This is a genomic window from Anaerolineales bacterium (assembly GCA_003105035.1).
GTDB lineage: Bacteria > Chloroflexota > Anaerolineae > Anaerolineales > UBA4823 > FEB-25.
This window is the reverse complement of record PQAL01000033.1, coordinates 1-15,040: the sequence shown is the minus strand read 5'-3', so window position 1 is coordinate 15,040 and position 15,040 is coordinate 1. Positions and strand designations below refer to the sequence as shown.

Genomic DNA, 15,040 nt, shown 5'->3' with positions numbered 1-15,040 from the left:
GCTAGCCTCGTGGATGATATTTGAGTGTGCAGCGAGATTATTTTCATATGGTCTTAATGGTCCGGATATCGTGATGAGCATCCTGGCCCTGGCGGTGGGAATATTGATCCGGTTGATACGCTAGCGGTCAATTATCAGGCAGGAAACCAGTAGTATAGAGATTACCCATCATCCAGGTGGCTCGGGTAATGTAGTTTCCTTGCGTTTCATCCGGTAATAATCCCTGAGCTGGGCGATGCCAGATAGAGCCCCAATAATCACCTGCAGCAGCAGGATGATCCTGGCGATGTTGTTGTTGATCCAGCTGACTAAGAACTGTACGTTGGCGGGCAGGGGGTCGGCCAGGTGGGAGAAGTCGAAGGGGAAAACGATCCACAGCACCAATGAGCCAATTGCCAGCGAAAAATCAGCTATAGCCTCAAGCAGGATGGCAGAACTACGCCTGCCGGTGATATAACGCTGGATGGGCGCTGCCATGGAGAGCAGGATGGGGACGTACAAGGCCAGCATCTCGGGCCATTGAAACTCAGTCGTGAAAAAGCCAGTGTTTGCCCATTGTTGATAAAGGAAGAACGCCAGCAATACCAGCATCAGGAAAGCGCTGTACAGGCCAGCCCGCCGCTGCCCAGGTGATAATTGATCGCTATCTTTTTCAGCTGGTTCTGACACGTTCATCTTTTGCTCCAGGATGGTGTTTGAGGTCCTATATAACGCTGATATCTTATCAGATTTTCTCCCAGGATAACAACCCTCCAGGCAGGAACCAGCCCTCGCAGGCCTATTCTGTGGCATAATCTATATACCCACTCTCACGTAATAAAAGGAGCCCAACATGACCGCACCTGCCTCACCGCTGCACCAGCTGTTTCAGGACCATTGGGATGCCTGGATGCGTTTTGACCCGCTAATGGCCAGCTATGTTGGCGAGCAACGTTACAACGATCGCCTGCCCACCGCCACCGATGAAGCATTTCACGCCTGGCGTGAGCAGTTGAACGGGTTCAACACTCGCCTGCAAGCTATCGACCGGCAGGGCTTAACCCGGGAAGACCAGTTGAATTATGACCTGTTCCAGCCCCTGGTGCAGAACGACAGTGCAGAGATCGGTTTCAATGCCCACCGCCTGCCCATCTCGCGCACGGCGGGCTTTCACCTGATATTTCCGGACGTCTTCCAGATCATGCCGTTCAATACACTCGACGACTATGCGAATTATATTTCACGCCTGGAAGCATTCAAATCCTACACCCTCGAGAACATCGAGCTGATGCGCCTGGGTATCCGCACAGGTTACCTGCCTCCCAGGTGCACCTTGCTGGATATCGACCAGCAATTCACTGCCCAGATGGTCACCGAGCCGACCCAGAGCGTGTTTTACCAACCGTTCACCCATTTACCGGACCATTTCAGCGAGGCTGAACGCAAGAAACTGGCTGAGGCTGCCCAAAAAGCCATCCTGCGCTCGATCGTCCCTGCTTACCAGACCTTGCAGGAGTTCGTCGACAAGGTATACCAGCCAGCTGCCAGGGAGGGCATCGCTTCAACTGACTTGCCGGATGGCGAGGCATTCTATGCCCACCGCATTTATTACTATACCTCCTTGCACCAGACCGCCCAGCAGGTTCACCAGACCGGTTTGGCTGAGGTGAAACGTATCCGGGGCGAGATGGAAGCGGTGATCAAGAAAACGGGTTGGAGCGGCTCGATGGCGGGCTTCCTGGAATTTCTGCGCACCGACCCACGCTTCTATGTGAGCACCCCCGAAGCATTGTTGGAAAAAACCGCCCTGGTGCTCAAACGCATGGATGGCGAGCTGCCCCGCCTGTTTAAAACCTTACCCAGGTTACCCTACGGTATCCGCCCGATACCTGATTACGCTGCGCCTGGTGAGACCGCCGCGTACTGCATGCCGGGGTTGGGAGACGGCACACGGGCAAGCATGTATTACGTCAACACCTATGACTTGCCTTCGCGGCCGCTGTACGAGATCGAAGCCTTGTCACTGCATGAGGCTGTGCCGGGTCATCACCTGCAGCTGGCCCTACAGGCTGAGCTGGCCGACCTGCCGATGTTCCGGCGCTATAGCGGATACCAATCCTTTGTCGAGGGCTGGGCGTTGTATTCTGAGCGCTTAGGCCTGGAGGCTGGATTCTACACCGACCCGTATTCTGACTTCGGACGGCTGAGCTACGAGATGTGGCGCGCCTGCCGCCTGGTGGTGGATACTGGCATGCACGCCCTGGGTTGGTCCCGCCAGGAAGGCATCGACCACCTGGTGGAGAACACCTCCTCGACCCTGCTGAACATTGTTAATGAAATCGACCGCTATATCGCCTGGCCGGGTCAGGCCCTTGCCTACAAGATGGGTGAGCTGAAGATCCGTGAGCTGCGTCAGCAGGCTGAAACCAGGCTGGGTGAGCGCTTCAACCTGCGCGAGTTCCATGACGTGTTGCTGCTGCAGGGAGCGGTTCCGCTCTCCGTCTTGGAGCGGATGGTGGAAGAATACATCACGGCCAATTTACCCTGAGCTTGTAAGTCGGGCTGAAGGTGACGGTCTTTTACCCGAAAAACCACTTGCTCAATTGGTTGTGAGCATACCAGGTTTCCCCAACCCACTCAAGCTAAATGTTCGGGCGCAGGGGATAGATTTTTCCATGGTAATAAGATTTTTCCCCCGCGCCTCTCCCCTGAAACCCGGGTAGGGGATAAAGGCGAAGTTCAATAGCTCCTCCCCCATTTTCGATTTGTTAAATGGGGGAGGCGGGAGGGGGTTACGATTGATGATGGAGCGTATAAGCTATCTCTGAATGAATGTCCCGTTGCGCAGCTCCAGCAGGGTTTGCTCGATTTCTGCCCGGGTGTTCATGACGAACGGGCCGTATCGGGCAATTGGCTCACCGAGCGGCTGGCCTGAAACGAGCAGGAAGCGCGCCCCCTGCTCTAGCGCCTGGGCCTGCATCCCTTCACCCTCACCAAAGATGACCAGTTGAGGGGCAACTGCCTGGACGGCTGGGCTGCCGAAGCGTGCTTCTCCCCGATATAGATAAGCAAAGCTATTGTTCCCGGCTGGAAGGCTGTGAGCAAATACTGAACCTGATGGTAGGGCTACATCCAGGTAGGTGGGATCAACGTAGATATCCGTCACCGCCCCGGATTGACCTCCCATATGCCCGGCGATCAGCCGAAGGCTACCTCCGTCGGGTAGCTCCACCACGGGGATGTCGGATGCAGAGCTATCCTGGTAACGCGGGGCAGTCATCTTCAACCTGGCCGGCAGATTCACCCACAGCTGGAACCCTTCCATTTTCCCCTCGAAAGGTTTGGGCATTTCTTCGTGCATGATGCCCCTGCCGGCTGTCATCCACTGGATATCACCGCCACGGATGCTGCCTTGGTTGCCCAGGCTGTCGCGATGATCAACTTCCCCAGCCAGCATGTAGGTGACCGTCTCAATGCCACGGTGGGGGTGCATCGGGAAGCCAGCCAGGTAATCAGCCGGGTTATCCGAGCCGAAGTGATCCAACAGAAGGAAAGGGTCGAGATAGTCAAGCGTGCGGGTGGCGATTGAGCGCTTGAGTAATACCCCGGCACCTTCAATTACCTGGATGGGGGTGACGATTTGCGAAACACTACGGATTTGATCTGACATGCAATCCCTCGATTCGAAGTCCCGTGATATTATGAATGAATTCACACTGGTGTGACTCGCCGATGATCGGATGAGGTGAATTTTACCCCAGGGAGCAAAAATCACCTTGAACATGATACCACGAAGGCTTTGATAGACAGGACTCGTCCTTACGAACCGGACAGCTCTCTGAGTTTCACTCATAAAATTAGCTTTCCGCTGGTATTGTATAATATCTACAGCACGTGTGAAACATGCCTGGTAGAGTCAGAATTAATTGATAAATAATCAATATTTGCCATTTTGCTCACACAGCTCGAGATAAATCCCGTAGCACAGACATGCGGGCTACCTGAAGCTGCCAATCATGGAGGTGATATGGACACCAAAATGACCGTTGAAGAACGAGAAGCCTTCCTGGCAGAAACGCGGGTCGGTATCATCAGCATTTCCGAGGACGGGCGCGGCCCACTCACTGTCCCTGTGTGGTATCACTACCAGCCGGGTGGTGAGGTGTGCGTCTGGACGGGCGCCAAGACCCGTAAAGCTCAGCTGCTCCGAAAAACGAAGCGGATCAGTTTCTGCGTGCAAGACCCCAACCCTCCAATGTATAAGTATGTCTCCATCGAAGGGCCATTCATCATCGAACCAGTGGATCTGGAGCGGGACATTCACCCGATGGCACTCCGTTACTTCGGTGCTGAGGGGGGCGAAGCCTATTTTAAAGATGTCAGCCAGGGTGAGAATTGGAAGACTGATCTATGGCTGCGTATCAAACCCGAGCGTTGGCTGACGGTGGATTACTCGAAGCTTGGCCCACCACCCAAGTAAGCCAGCTGCCAGGAGGCAAACCTGATGAAGAATCGCGATAAAACCCGCTTCGAAGCGAGCATGTCCTGGTTTAACCAGTTTTTTGACGGCCTCAGGCAGATCTACGAGCATATCCCCGAGCTGCTTCCGGCGGATTTCTTCCCAGAGGGTTTCTCCCTCAACATTGAGAATTATTATTTCCCCAGGCATAAAGCCGCGCCGTTCATCCCACCCTACTATGGCTTGATCCTGGGCGGCCGGGAAGCTGCCGTCCAGCTCGTCTCTGTGGTCGATGCCGGTTTATTTGCCCGCCGGAGTCCCTTCTCGGTGGAACCGTCCATGATCGTCATGGTGCATACCCAGCCTGAGAAATACGCCTGGGTGGAAGAATTCTGCCTGAAAGTGATCAAGAACCAGAACGTCGAGATTATCGATAATTATGAAGGTATCCTGTGGGGAAAGGTCACCGGCATCTACCCGGCAGATTTCTTTGCCTTCCAGGTGAAGTACGACCGCTTCAGCGATACCCAGGATATACAGGCAGCCATAAAAAGATATATCATCCAACCGATCACAACGAACCTGGAAAGGGGCTTCCCGGAAGAAACCAATCTGTGAGGTTGCACGAGCAGCAACAAGGTTTATAAAAGGAATTCCATACAGCACGTTTTGGGGAATTTCAGACTTCCCGTCATTCGCTGGTCAATTAATTAGATGATTCCATTTCACGGATTACTACCCTGCTGGTTCATGCTAACCCAGCGAGGCTGAAGATCTAACGCCGGGCCAAACCCAACAATTCTGTATGTGCAGTGGGGGAGATTACTTATTACAATAATGGCAGGTAATCTTGTGTTATTTCGCTAAATGGCAGATCGAGAGAGCAGCCTGAGTCAGCAATCACGATCAATCTCAGCAGATGGGAGGACGACAGATGAGACCAACCGAAATTCTGATGGAAGAGCACCGGGTAATAGAGCGGGTGTTGACTGCCCTGGAAAAAGCCGCCAGCCGCCTGAGCCGGGGCGAAGATGTTTACCTGCGCTTCTTCAGCGGCACCTCAACCTTGATCAACGGCTTCAACGACAGCTACCACCATAAAAAGGAAGAGCAGGTGCTGCTACCGGTTTTGATCGAAAATGGGGTTCCCAGAGAATCACCGGTAATCGCAACCCTGCTGGGAGAGCATGAAGAAGGACGCCGGCTGGCTCAGCGCTTGCACCAGGTGATCGACCGTTATATGTCGGGTGACATCCATGCCCGCGACCAGGTGGTATTGTGCGCCTTGGGGTATGTCAGCCTGCTGCGCCGGCATATGTACAAGGAAGACAACGCCCTGTTTCCCTTAGTGGAGAAGATTATCCCACCCGAGCAGCAGAAAAGGATGCTTGAAGCCTTCGAGCGTTTTGAGCACGAGGCGAATGGGGCAGAATTACACGAGAAATATTACGGGATGGCTGACCGGCTTGTCCAGGAATGCGTCAGGTAACCCTCCGCTATGAGCTAACCATTTATCCAAGAGCATTTTTCACCCTCCTCTCGTTGGTGTTTGTAGAGACGCTCGACCACAGCGTCTCTACAAATTTTTAAGCCACTGATTAATTATTATCAGCTTTTTATCTTGATTGCTCCCCGATTGAATGCAGTCGATATATAATCATAGTTAAATTAGCTCGTGGAGAATGCCCATGAAAGCCACCGACATACTAATGGAAGAGCACCAGGTGATCTTACGCGTCATCGCTGCTCTGGATATTTGGGCGAACCGGCTAAATTCTGGCGAGCCAGCGCAGCCTACCTACTTTATCGAGGCGGCAGAATTTATCAAAGGCTTTGCCGATGGTTGTCACCATCGAAAAGAAGAAGGCGTGCTGTTTCCCGCCATGGTCACGGCAGGTCTACCAGCAGACTCAGGCCCAATCGCGGTGATGCTCGCCGAACATGAGGAAGGCAGGCGCTTCACACGCAGCATGCGGCAGGCAGCAGAAAAGGTCGCGAATGGCGAGATCGACGCTTCTAACGATATCGTCACCAACGCACTCGGCTACGTCAAGCTGCTCAGACAGCACATCCAAAAGGAAGACTACATCCTGTTCCCTATGGCTGGCAAAATCATCCCGGCCGAAAAACAAGCACAGGTCAACAGCAGTTCTGATCAGATAGATCAAGAGATCGGTGAGGGCGAACATCACAAATACCTCGCCCTGGCTGAGCGGCTTGAGCTGGATGCGCGACAATCATACGAGGGTTAAATAACCACAGCACAGCTGGTCATTTTCCTGCTCGGATCCGTTGGCTTGGTCATTATCTCGAAGCAAGCCCTGGCTGACCCACGCCACCATGGTTTTCCCCGCTTCTTCGCCTTCGAAGCTATCCTTGGGCTGGTGGTGCTGAATGCTGGAGCATGGCTAAAAAAACCACTTTCCTTGGCGCAGCTGGTATCCTGGGTCTTGTTACTTGCTTCTGCTATCCTGGTGATCAGCGGTGTAATGACCCTGCGGAAATTCGGCAAGCCAGATGCGACGGTGCAGGATCCCAATCGCATGGCCTTCGAGAAGACCACTCAGGTAGTGAGCCGGGGACCTTACCGCTTCATTCGTCACCCCATGTATACCTCCTTGCTCCTGCTCGCCTGGGGAGTGTTCTTGAAACAAATCAGCGTGCTCACCTTCTGCCTGGTGGGTATTGCCACCGCCATGCTGTACCTGACCGCTATTCTTGAGGAGAAAGAAAACCAGGTGATTTTTGGTGAGAGTTACAACGCCTATATGATGAAGACCAAAAGATTCATTCCATTCCTTTTTTAAAATTCTTCCAGTGAACATAAAAGCCGCTTTATCCGTATGAATTTATAGCATATCCATGTTCGAATGTCCTGTAGCTCACCCTGCTTTACCGAAGTTGTTCGACGCCCACTTACCGAATGACCCCGCCCTATGGGCAGTCCTCCATGGGCAGCATGCTGGGCGAGCCCTGGTGGATAACCTTGAGCGACCTATGCAATGTGCGCTGCGAACTGAGCCGTATCTCACCTTTGTGAACACCACAGCCAGTTTTGATTTCATTGCTAAGTCTGTTCAGGCCTTCAAGCAGGCAGGAGTTGTTTGGTTAATCCGCAGCCACACGGATCTATCTCTCCCGGAATGCGACCGGATCTACCCAAGGCTTGAATTCTACGATTGCGACCCACATTCATCCGCCCTTGAAGATTTTCGTAGCCGTACTCCGCCTGGCTGCCGAATCCAGAAAATCGATCGAACTTTGCTTGAGCGTTGCCTGTGGTGCGGTGACATGGCCTTCTACTGTGGCAGCCTTGAGAATTTCCTGCAGAACGGCCTTGGAATCTGCCTCATGCACGATGACGAGATCCTGGTCGAAGCTTATGCGTCCGCGTTTGGGGCTGGTAATGCTGAGATTGGTGCAGTAACACACGAACCGTACCGCGGCAGGGGCTATGCTCCTATTGCGGTAGCGCATCTTATTCATCTCCTGGCGCAACGCGGCTACCAGGCTTATTGGAGCTGCGATGTTGATAACGAACCTTCGTCGCGTGTAGCCCAAAAGCTGGGCTTCAGGGTGAAAAAAACCTATGAAATTTGGGAATATGCAGCTACGAAGGATTAAGTATTTGGAAAGCTAACCGAAGGCTGGTCGGCGTAAACTCAAAATCGCTTTCCTTGCCAGTAAGATCACCCCCCAATTGAAAGCCTTCTCGAAGATGGCAAAGACTAACACTGCCAGGGTGAAGCGCAGGTGCCTGAAATCCTCCCGGCTGATGAAGCGTCTGGCCAACAAGCTCAGCACGACATCCACAGCGAGCAGGATGCCAGTACATATTGCAACTTGCAGGGTAGTTACCTGAATGTTATCAGGTCTTTGCCTACCCAAGCTGTTTTAGCAGCACCTGGGGGTCATTCGTCGGCTGCTGGCAGACGAATCCCTCACAGGCATATGCAGTGGGTTTTTCATCCAACAGTGGGCGCTCAGCTAATAAGGCAGGCGTGCCAGCGGGAGGCGGCCAGGTGGAAGCCGCCAATACAAGGCGGGGTTGATATCTTTGGTAGACAGCCGACAACAATGCCCCGGTGAGGGGGTCATCAGGTTCACCCAGGACGGCCACCTGGTGAATCGGTCCGAGGGCGAAATCGAGGGCAGATAACCATCCGGCAAATGCCGTGGGGTAGCGCATCACCAGGCTGAGGTTGGCTTCCAACATCCCTTGCGCAATAGATTGCCAGTCTGAGCGACCTTCAAATGCAGCCAGCTTGAGCAGCAGCTGGACTCCCAGGGCATTGCCAGACGGGGTGGCATTATCCTGCAGGTCGTGCGGGCGGTAGAGTAAAGCTTCACCCTCGTCGGAGGTGTCATAAAAACCGCCGGCTGGGTCCCGAAAATGCGTTATGATTTGCTCTAACAAATCCAAGGCTGCTTGGTACCAGCGGGGATCGGGATCCGCTTGGTATAACGACAGCAAGCCCAGCCCCAGGCCAGCGTAATCCTCCAGGAATGCAGCCACCTTCGCCTGGCCTGCCCGCCAGGAGTGCCTCAACCTGCCATCCTGGAGCATATGCTGGAGGATGAAGTCTGCGTTCGAGACGGCTGCCTGCAGGTAATCCGCTCGGTTCAGGGCCTTTCCCGCTTCCGAGAAGGCTGCCAGGGCCAATGCGTTCCAGGAGACCAGCACCTTATCATCCGTAGCCGGGCGCAGCCGCTTCTGGCGCTCGTTGAACAAGCTCTTGCTCAATTTTCGCAGCTTGCATGCGATGGTGCCAGCTTCAGCATGGAACTGGCTCGCCAGCTGTTCATCAGTCATCACCCGGCGCAGGATGTTCCTTCCCTCGAAATTTCCGCTTGCAGTGACACCGTAGGCCTCGATCAATAGCTGAGCATCATCGTCAGATAGGGCAGATCCCCGGATCTCTTCAGGCGTCCACAGGTAATATTTGCCCTCTTCACCCTCCGAATCGGCATCCAGGCTGGAATAGAAGCCTCCCAGCGGGTGGGTCATCTCGCGCAGGATGAAATCCAGGGTGGCTTCGCATACTTCCCGGAAGGCGATTTCCCCGGTCAGCTGGTAAGCATGCAAGTAGGTAAGCGCCAGCTGGGCATTGTCATACAGCATCTTCTCAAAGTGCGGGACCAGCCAGGTTGGGTCAACCGAGTAGCGGGCGAAGCCCCCACCCAGCATGTCATACATGCCGCCCCTGGCCATGGCGTGCAAGGCGTGGATGGCTAACTCCAGGCTGGTCTGGTCGCCACGCGAGGCCTGGCGCAGCAGGAACTCGATGGTCATCGGCTGGGGGAACTTGGGCGCCGCTCCCCAACCACCGTTCTGCCAGTTGTAGGCATCGGATATCCCCTGCACTGCCTCGCCAAGCAGCTGCAGCTCGATGGGCTTGCCCGCTGAGCTTGGATTACGCTGGGCTACCAGGGAGCGGGTCAGGTTTTCACTGCTGGATAGGATACCCGCCCGGTCTGTGCGCCACAGCCTGGCTACGGCCTCGAGCACTTCGCTGAAGGCGGGCAGGTTGGAGTGGCGCACCGGGGGAAAGTAAGTGCCAGCATAGAAGGGTCTGCCTTCGGGGGTGAGAAATACGCTCATGGGCCAGCCGCCTTGCCCGGTGGTGCTGACCAGGAAGTTCATGAAGATGCTATCCAGATCAGGCCGTTCCTCCCGGTCCACCTTGATGCACACAAAACTGGCATTCATTAGAGCCGCGATTGCAGGATCTTCGAAGGATTCATGGGCCATCACATGGCACCAGTGGCAGGCAGCATACCCGATGCTGAGGAAAATGGGTTTATCCTCTTGCCTGGCTCTTTGCAGGGCTTCGTCATCCCATGGATACCAATCCACCGGGTTGTTAGCGTGCTGCAGCAGGTAGGGTGAGGATGCGTTTGCAAGGTGATTTGTCATGCCGGTGATTATACCTGCTGAGACCGGCGATGCTTACACTTGGAATGAGCCAGAAATACACCTGCCGTACTGAAGCTTAGTAGAAGAACTTCTTCCAGGCTGAATGAATCACATTTTCGGATCTCGTTTTGTATTTTTGCCTGTGTCAGCCTAACTGATAAATACCTCCACCATCCTATTCAGTGGTTTCTCCAGCGTTGATGGCGGTATAATCCGGGTTATGGCTGCGAGGAAACGATCCCCGCTGGAGATCAAGACCACCGAGGTGAGCCAGTGCACCATTTCAGAGCGCCTGAGCATCCTCGGGAAGGTGCCATTCTTCCAGGATCTCCACGCAGCGGATCTTGCCTGGGTTAACTCCCTGTTCCACCAGCAGGACTACCGGATCGATGAAACCATTTACCTGTCGGCTGAGCCAGCCGAGCAATTCTTTGTCGTTGCAGACGGGCGAGTGAAGCTGCTGCGCCACTCCATGACCGGCAGGGACATCCTGCTCGATCTGCTCACTTCCGGCGAATACTTCGGGGCTCACTCGATGCAGGGCAAAGATGTGTATCCAGATACCGCCCAGGCTCAAACGGATTGCTGCATCCTGGGCATCAGCCGGGCAAAATTTCAACAGGTATTAGGCTGCTACCCGAGCGTTTCGTTGAAAATGATCGAGATCATGGCCAGGCGATTGCTCGCCGCCAATGAGAGGGTTCACCAGCTGAGTGCCATGCCTATCGAGAGCCGCATTGCCAGCCTGCTGCTTATGCTGGCTGAGAAGTTCGGTGAGCAGGGTGAGCATGGGTTGCTGCTGCAGGTACCCCTTTCACGCGAAGACCTGGCAGGGATGGCCGGAGCGACCACCGAGACTGCCAGTCGGGTGATGAGTCAATTCCAAAGGGATGGTTTGATAAAATCGGGGCGGGAATGGGTAGCCGTGACAAACCTGGATAGCTTACAAGAGATCGCTGGTAGCGAATTGGAATAACCTCGCCGGAATTCAGTGAAGTGCGGATGATCCTCCGCACTTTTTATTTTATATGCACTTAATTGATGTACATCATGGAATGAATCCACCTTGATGGGTATAGTAGAGCCATAACATATAACCAAGGAGAGAATAAAATGACTACCCTAACCCAACCCCTGCGAGACGAACATAAAGAATTGTTCCCCCACATCGAATCGTTGAAACTTGCGGGATTGTCAGTGCATGGTGTACTCAGCCAGGCCAGTCTCGATTTGATTGATGAGTCGTACGAATTCCTGTCTGCGCATCTGCTCCCCCATGCTCAGGCTGAAGAAGCCGCCCTTTATCCGGCTGTGCAAAAAGTGATGGGCTCACCTTATGCCACTGCCACCATGAGCCATGACCACGTAGAAGTGGAACAGCTGACCCGAGAATTGGGTGCGATTAGAGATCAAGTTTCAGCGACGGAGATCGGTGCCGGTCAAGCAAACGAGCTGAAGCGCATCCTGTACGGTCTCTATACCCTGGTGAAGGTCCACTTCGCGAAAGAAGAGGAGGTCTACCTGCCGCTGCTCGATGAGAACCTGACCCCTGACGATGCCAGGGATCTGTTCGAGGCCATGGAAGAAGCGGCAGCTGAAGCAAAAGCTCGGGTTCTGGCATGAACCCAGATAGAATCCGGTAAAGAGATATTCACAGATATGAAAACCGCCTGCCCAGGCGGTTTTTGTGTTTTAGCTCCTTTTCTTCTTCGGAAGGAATGAGGCAACCAGCCGGTCGGTAAGGCCAGGCAGCAGATACGCGGCGGGCGTTAAAAGCGTCCAGCTGCGCGGCAGCAGTAGCCGGCGTGGGCGGTAGACCAGCCAGTCAGCCTGGTCGGCCGCGTGAGTGATTGGCAGCAACACAGGTTTTTGAGCTGTGTCAAGCTGCCCTTCTGCGGCGAATCTGAGACTTGAGGTAAGTTCCGGTTGCACGTGGAAGATTAAATCCGCAACAATACTATATTCGCTTAAATATGAATGTATAATTCGCTTGAGAAGTTTTCACAATTCGCAGTAAATAAATAATCGTTGCGGCATTAACCTTCTGGTACGTTTGATCGGGGAAATTATCGGGGAGGAAATCTTTTGAAAAAGATAGTTGCATGTCTTTTCGTCCTGATCATAGCTGCCTGTACTTTTTCTGGCAATAGCACCTCGATGGCTGGACCAACCGCCACGCGGTCAATTACTTCCACAGTCCAACCCAGCGCCACGCTCGCCCTATCCACCACAACGACTATACCGACCGCGGCGCCTATGCTATCTCCGACTCCAACCCAGGAAACAGTCAGGTCTCCCTGGTGGAACGATACAGTTTTCTATGAGCTCCAGGTGCGCAGTTTCTATGACAGCAATGGGGATGGGATCGGTGATTTCAACGGCCTGATCGAAAAGCTGGATTACCTGAATGATGGCAATCCGGATACCACCACTGACCTCGGGATCACCGGCATCTGGCTGATGCCCATCAACCCGTCCCCATCCACCCATGGCTACGATGTCACGGATTATTATGCGGTCAATCCGCTGTTTGGCACGTTGGATGATTTTCGCCATCTGGTCGATGAAGCGCACCGCCGTGGAATTCGAATCATTACCGATCTGGTGATCAACCATTCCTCCAGCCAGCATCCCTGGTTCATCCAATCGCAGGATCCTCAATCGCCCTACCGTGATTGGTATGTCTGGGAGGATGTCGATCCCGGCTGGAAGGGTCCCTGGGCCCAGCAGGTTTGGTATCCATTCAATAACGATTATTATTATGCGTTTTTCTGGGAGGGGATGCCCGATTTGAACTATACCAATCCGGATGTCACATCCGAAATGGAGAATGTGACCCGCTTCTGGTTGAGTGATGTGGGTATCGATGGTTTCCGCCTGGATGCCATCGGCTCTCTCATCGAAGAAGGCTCGGTGACCATCGAAACCCAGAGCTCACATGATTGGTTCGCCAACTACTACGAGTTTTACAAGGGCATCAAACCAGAAGCGATGACCATCGGTGAAGTGTGGAGGGAGGATGCCGTGGTGGTCCCCTGGGTTACCGGCAAGCAGGTCGACCTGGCGTTTGAGTTCGACCTGGCGTTTGCGATGATTGCCAGCATAAACGACGGCAATTCGTCCAGGATGCTCGATGTGCTCCGGTCGGGCACCAGCCAGTTCCCCTCCGGGCAGTATGGCACCTTTCTCGCCAACCATGACATGCACCGTGTGATGACCCAGATCGGGAATGATCCGGCCAAGGCCAAGGCGGCAGCCTCTTTATATTTTGTACTGCCTGGTGTGCCATTTCTATATTATGGTGAGGAGATCGGTATGCGGGATGAGCCGCCCGATATATTAGTCCCCGGCCCGATGCAGTGGAGCGGTGGAACCAATGCTGGATTTTCCACTGGGGTCCCCTGGTCACCCGCAGTCGTCGACCCAACCTACAATGTTTCGGCAGAGACCGCGGACCCGGAGTCACTCCTCGCGCATTACCGCACGTTGATTTCATTGCGTAATGGCCATCCCACACTCAGGACGGGAGAGTTTTACATTCTGTCAGTCGCCAATAACGGATTATTTGCCTGCCTGCGCACTACATCCAATGAATCGGTGTTGGCGGTGATTAATCTGACGGGTTCTCCCATCCAGGAATACCAATTGTCCCTGGAAGCCAGCTCCTTACCCCAGGGTAATTATTCAGCGATATCGCTGTTGGATGGAACCGAGCTGGCACCGCTGGAAGTGGCTGATCATGGCGTATTTCGGGGGTATGTGCCTTTACCTGAGATTCCGCCTTACGCCACGGTCATGCTTTTACTACAATCAGAATGAAATAATTAGTTTGGAGGCGAGGGGAATATGAAAATTAAACCTTTTCATTCAGTAATATTGCTAATTATCCTGGTACTATCATCTTCTATCAGCGTCATCCCTGTGATTGCGCAAGTAAATCCTCAATCAATTGAAAATTCTAAACAACTGAACCTCATTGAGACTGTTGAACCCATTTATGCTGATCCGGGGATCACCATCGATCCCTACCCGGTCATGGCAGGCCAACCAGCTGAGGTCTGCGTCAGCTTGCGTAATTCAACCACTTCCCCGCAGGAGGCTGCAGCGACCTTCTCCTGGGCGAACTTCGGCTTGGGCTTGCCATTCACTCCCATCAATGGACCGGTACCCGTATCGCTGCCGCCTCATTCGGTGCTCAGCCAGTGCACCCACTGGGTTCCCCCTCTCTCCGGCAACCTGGACCTGCAGGTCTTGCTGCAAGAAGAAGGCTATGAGCCCCAGGTCAGCCAGCGCAATATCGACGTCATCGAGCTGCTCCAACCAGGTGTACCTAGCCCGCTGATCTTTCCAGTGCGTAACCCGCTCGGAGAAATTGTCACCATCAACCTGGGCCTCGTCCCTTACCTGCCAGGCTGGTCCGTCCAGCTGTCCCAGACTGCCCTGACAGATATGGCTCCCTTCGAAACCCGGCTTGTCACGCTGACGGTCACCCCACCTGCTGGACAGCCCTTGCCCCCCGACAATACACCAGTCGTCGATGTGGAGGCCCATGCCAATGCTGCTTTGATCGGCGGTTTCAGGAAGGTCTTCCGCCCACCCGTGTCTCTCCATAATCTCAAAGACCCCATCTATGCTGAGTCGGGGATCACCATCGACCCCTACCCGGTCCTGGCTGGCCAATCGAC

General features: G+C 54.0%; 16 protein-coding genes. 11 read left to right on the top strand and 5 right to left on the bottom strand.

Annotated elements, in window-relative coordinates; translation table 11 throughout:
• Window positions 1–168 precede the first annotated feature (168 nt).
• A complete protein-coding gene (locus C3F13_13085) occupies window positions 169–675 on the bottom strand; it encodes a hypothetical protein (GenBank protein ID PWB51376.1) in 507 nt (168 codons plus the stop codon).
• Window positions 676–832: 157 nt separating this feature from the next.
• Here C3F13_13085 and C3F13_13080 point away from each other — a divergent pair, with 157 nt between their 5' ends.
• Window positions 833–2,527: a DUF885 domain-containing protein gene (locus tag C3F13_13080; protein PWB51375.1), complete on the top strand. Its 1,695-nt coding sequence runs from the start codon at window positions 833–835 to the stop codon at window positions 2,525–2,527.
• A 270-nt stretch (window positions 2,528–2,797) separates the two neighbouring features.
• On the opposite strand, the gene C3F13_13075 is transcribed toward C3F13_13080, so the two are convergent.
• The gene (locus C3F13_13075; GenBank protein ID PWB51374.1) at window positions 2,798–3,649 is read right to left on the bottom strand and encodes a hypothetical protein; all 852 of its coding nucleotides are present in this window, start codon (window positions 3,647–3,649) and stop codon (window positions 2,798–2,800) included.
• A gap of 357 nt (window positions 3,650–4,006) precedes the next feature.
• Here C3F13_13075 and C3F13_13070 point away from each other — a divergent pair, with 357 nt between their 5' ends.
• The 6 genes from C3F13_13070 to C3F13_13045 all read left to right on the top strand — a co-directional run bounded on the left by C3F13_13070 (window position 4,007) and on the right by C3F13_13045 (window position 8,062).
• On the top strand, window positions 4,007–4,459 hold the full coding sequence (locus tag C3F13_13070) for a pyridoxamine 5'-phosphate oxidase (GenBank protein ID PWB51373.1): 453 nt from the start codon (window positions 4,007–4,009) through the stop codon (window positions 4,457–4,459).
• A gap of 24 nt (window positions 4,460–4,483) precedes the next feature.
• Complete coding sequence (locus C3F13_13065) at window positions 4,484–5,056, top strand: hypothetical protein (GenBank protein ID PWB51372.1); 573 nt, start codon at window positions 4,484–4,486, stop codon at window positions 5,054–5,056.
• A gap of 301 nt (window positions 5,057–5,357) precedes the next feature.
• Window positions 5,358–5,927 carry a hemerythrin gene (locus C3F13_13060; protein PWB51371.1) on the top strand — a complete coding sequence of 190 codons (570 nt, stop codon included), beginning with the start codon at window positions 5,358–5,360 and terminating at the stop codon, window positions 5,925–5,927.
• A gap of 193 nt (window positions 5,928–6,120) precedes the next feature.
• Window positions 6,121–6,690, top strand: coding sequence for a hemerythrin (locus C3F13_13055; GenBank protein PWB51370.1), 570 nt, complete (start codon window positions 6,121–6,123; stop codon window positions 6,688–6,690).
• Window positions 6,691–6,705: 15 nt separating this feature from the next.
• Entirely contained in the window at window positions 6,706–7,245 is a 540-nt protein-coding gene (locus C3F13_13050; protein PWB51369.1) for an isoprenylcysteine carboxyl methyltransferase, read from the top strand.
• Between the two features lie 55 nt (window positions 7,246–7,300).
• On the top strand, window positions 7,301–8,062 hold the full coding sequence (locus tag C3F13_13045; GenBank protein PWB51368.1) for a hypothetical protein: 762 nt from the start codon (window positions 7,301–7,303) through the stop codon (window positions 8,060–8,062).
• Between the two features lie 12 nt (window positions 8,063–8,074).
• On the opposite strand, the gene C3F13_13040 is transcribed toward C3F13_13045, so the two are convergent.
• Window positions 8,075–8,326 carry a hypothetical protein gene (locus C3F13_13040; GenBank protein ID PWB51367.1) on the bottom strand — a complete coding sequence of 84 codons (252 nt, stop codon included), beginning with the start codon at window positions 8,324–8,326 and terminating at the stop codon, window positions 8,075–8,077.
• Window positions 8,319–10,355, bottom strand: coding sequence for a thioredoxin domain-containing protein (locus C3F13_13035; GenBank protein ID PWB51366.1), 2,037 nt, complete (start codon window positions 10,353–10,355; stop codon window positions 8,319–8,321). Before C3F13_13035 ends, C3F13_13040 begins: the two co-directional genes overlap by 8 nt.
• 220 nt (window positions 10,356–10,575) lie before the next feature.
• On the opposite strand from C3F13_13035, the gene C3F13_13030 reads away from it, so the two are divergent.
• Together C3F13_13030 and C3F13_13025 are read left to right on the top strand one after the other, a co-directional pair.
• Window positions 10,576–11,331 carry a hypothetical protein gene (locus C3F13_13030; protein ID PWB51365.1) on the top strand — a complete coding sequence of 252 codons (756 nt, stop codon included), beginning with the start codon at window positions 10,576–10,578 and terminating at the stop codon, window positions 11,329–11,331.
• 137 nt (window positions 11,332–11,468) lie between these two features.
• A complete protein-coding gene (locus C3F13_13025; GenBank protein ID PWB51364.1) occupies window positions 11,469–11,978 on the top strand; it encodes a hypothetical protein in 510 nt (169 codons plus the stop codon).
• Between the two features lie 69 nt (window positions 11,979–12,047).
• Here the strand turns inward: C3F13_13025 and C3F13_13020 are convergent, their stop codons facing one another.
• Window positions 12,048–12,287 (bottom strand): hypothetical protein, encoded by a 240-nt coding sequence (locus C3F13_13020; GenBank protein PWB51363.1) that lies wholly within the window; start codon window positions 12,285–12,287, stop codon window positions 12,048–12,050.
• 153 nt (window positions 12,288–12,440) lie between these two features.
• Between C3F13_13020 and C3F13_13015 the strand changes: the two genes are divergently transcribed.
• The gene (locus tag C3F13_13015; protein ID PWB51362.1) at window positions 12,441–14,174 is read left to right on the top strand and encodes an alpha-amylase; all 1,734 of its coding nucleotides are present in this window, start codon (window positions 12,441–12,443) and stop codon (window positions 14,172–14,174) included.
• Window positions 14,175–14,201: 27 nt separating this feature from the next.
• On the top strand, window positions 14,202–15,040 hold an 839-nt coding region (locus C3F13_13010; GenBank protein ID PWB51361.1), incomplete at its 3' end, for a hypothetical protein.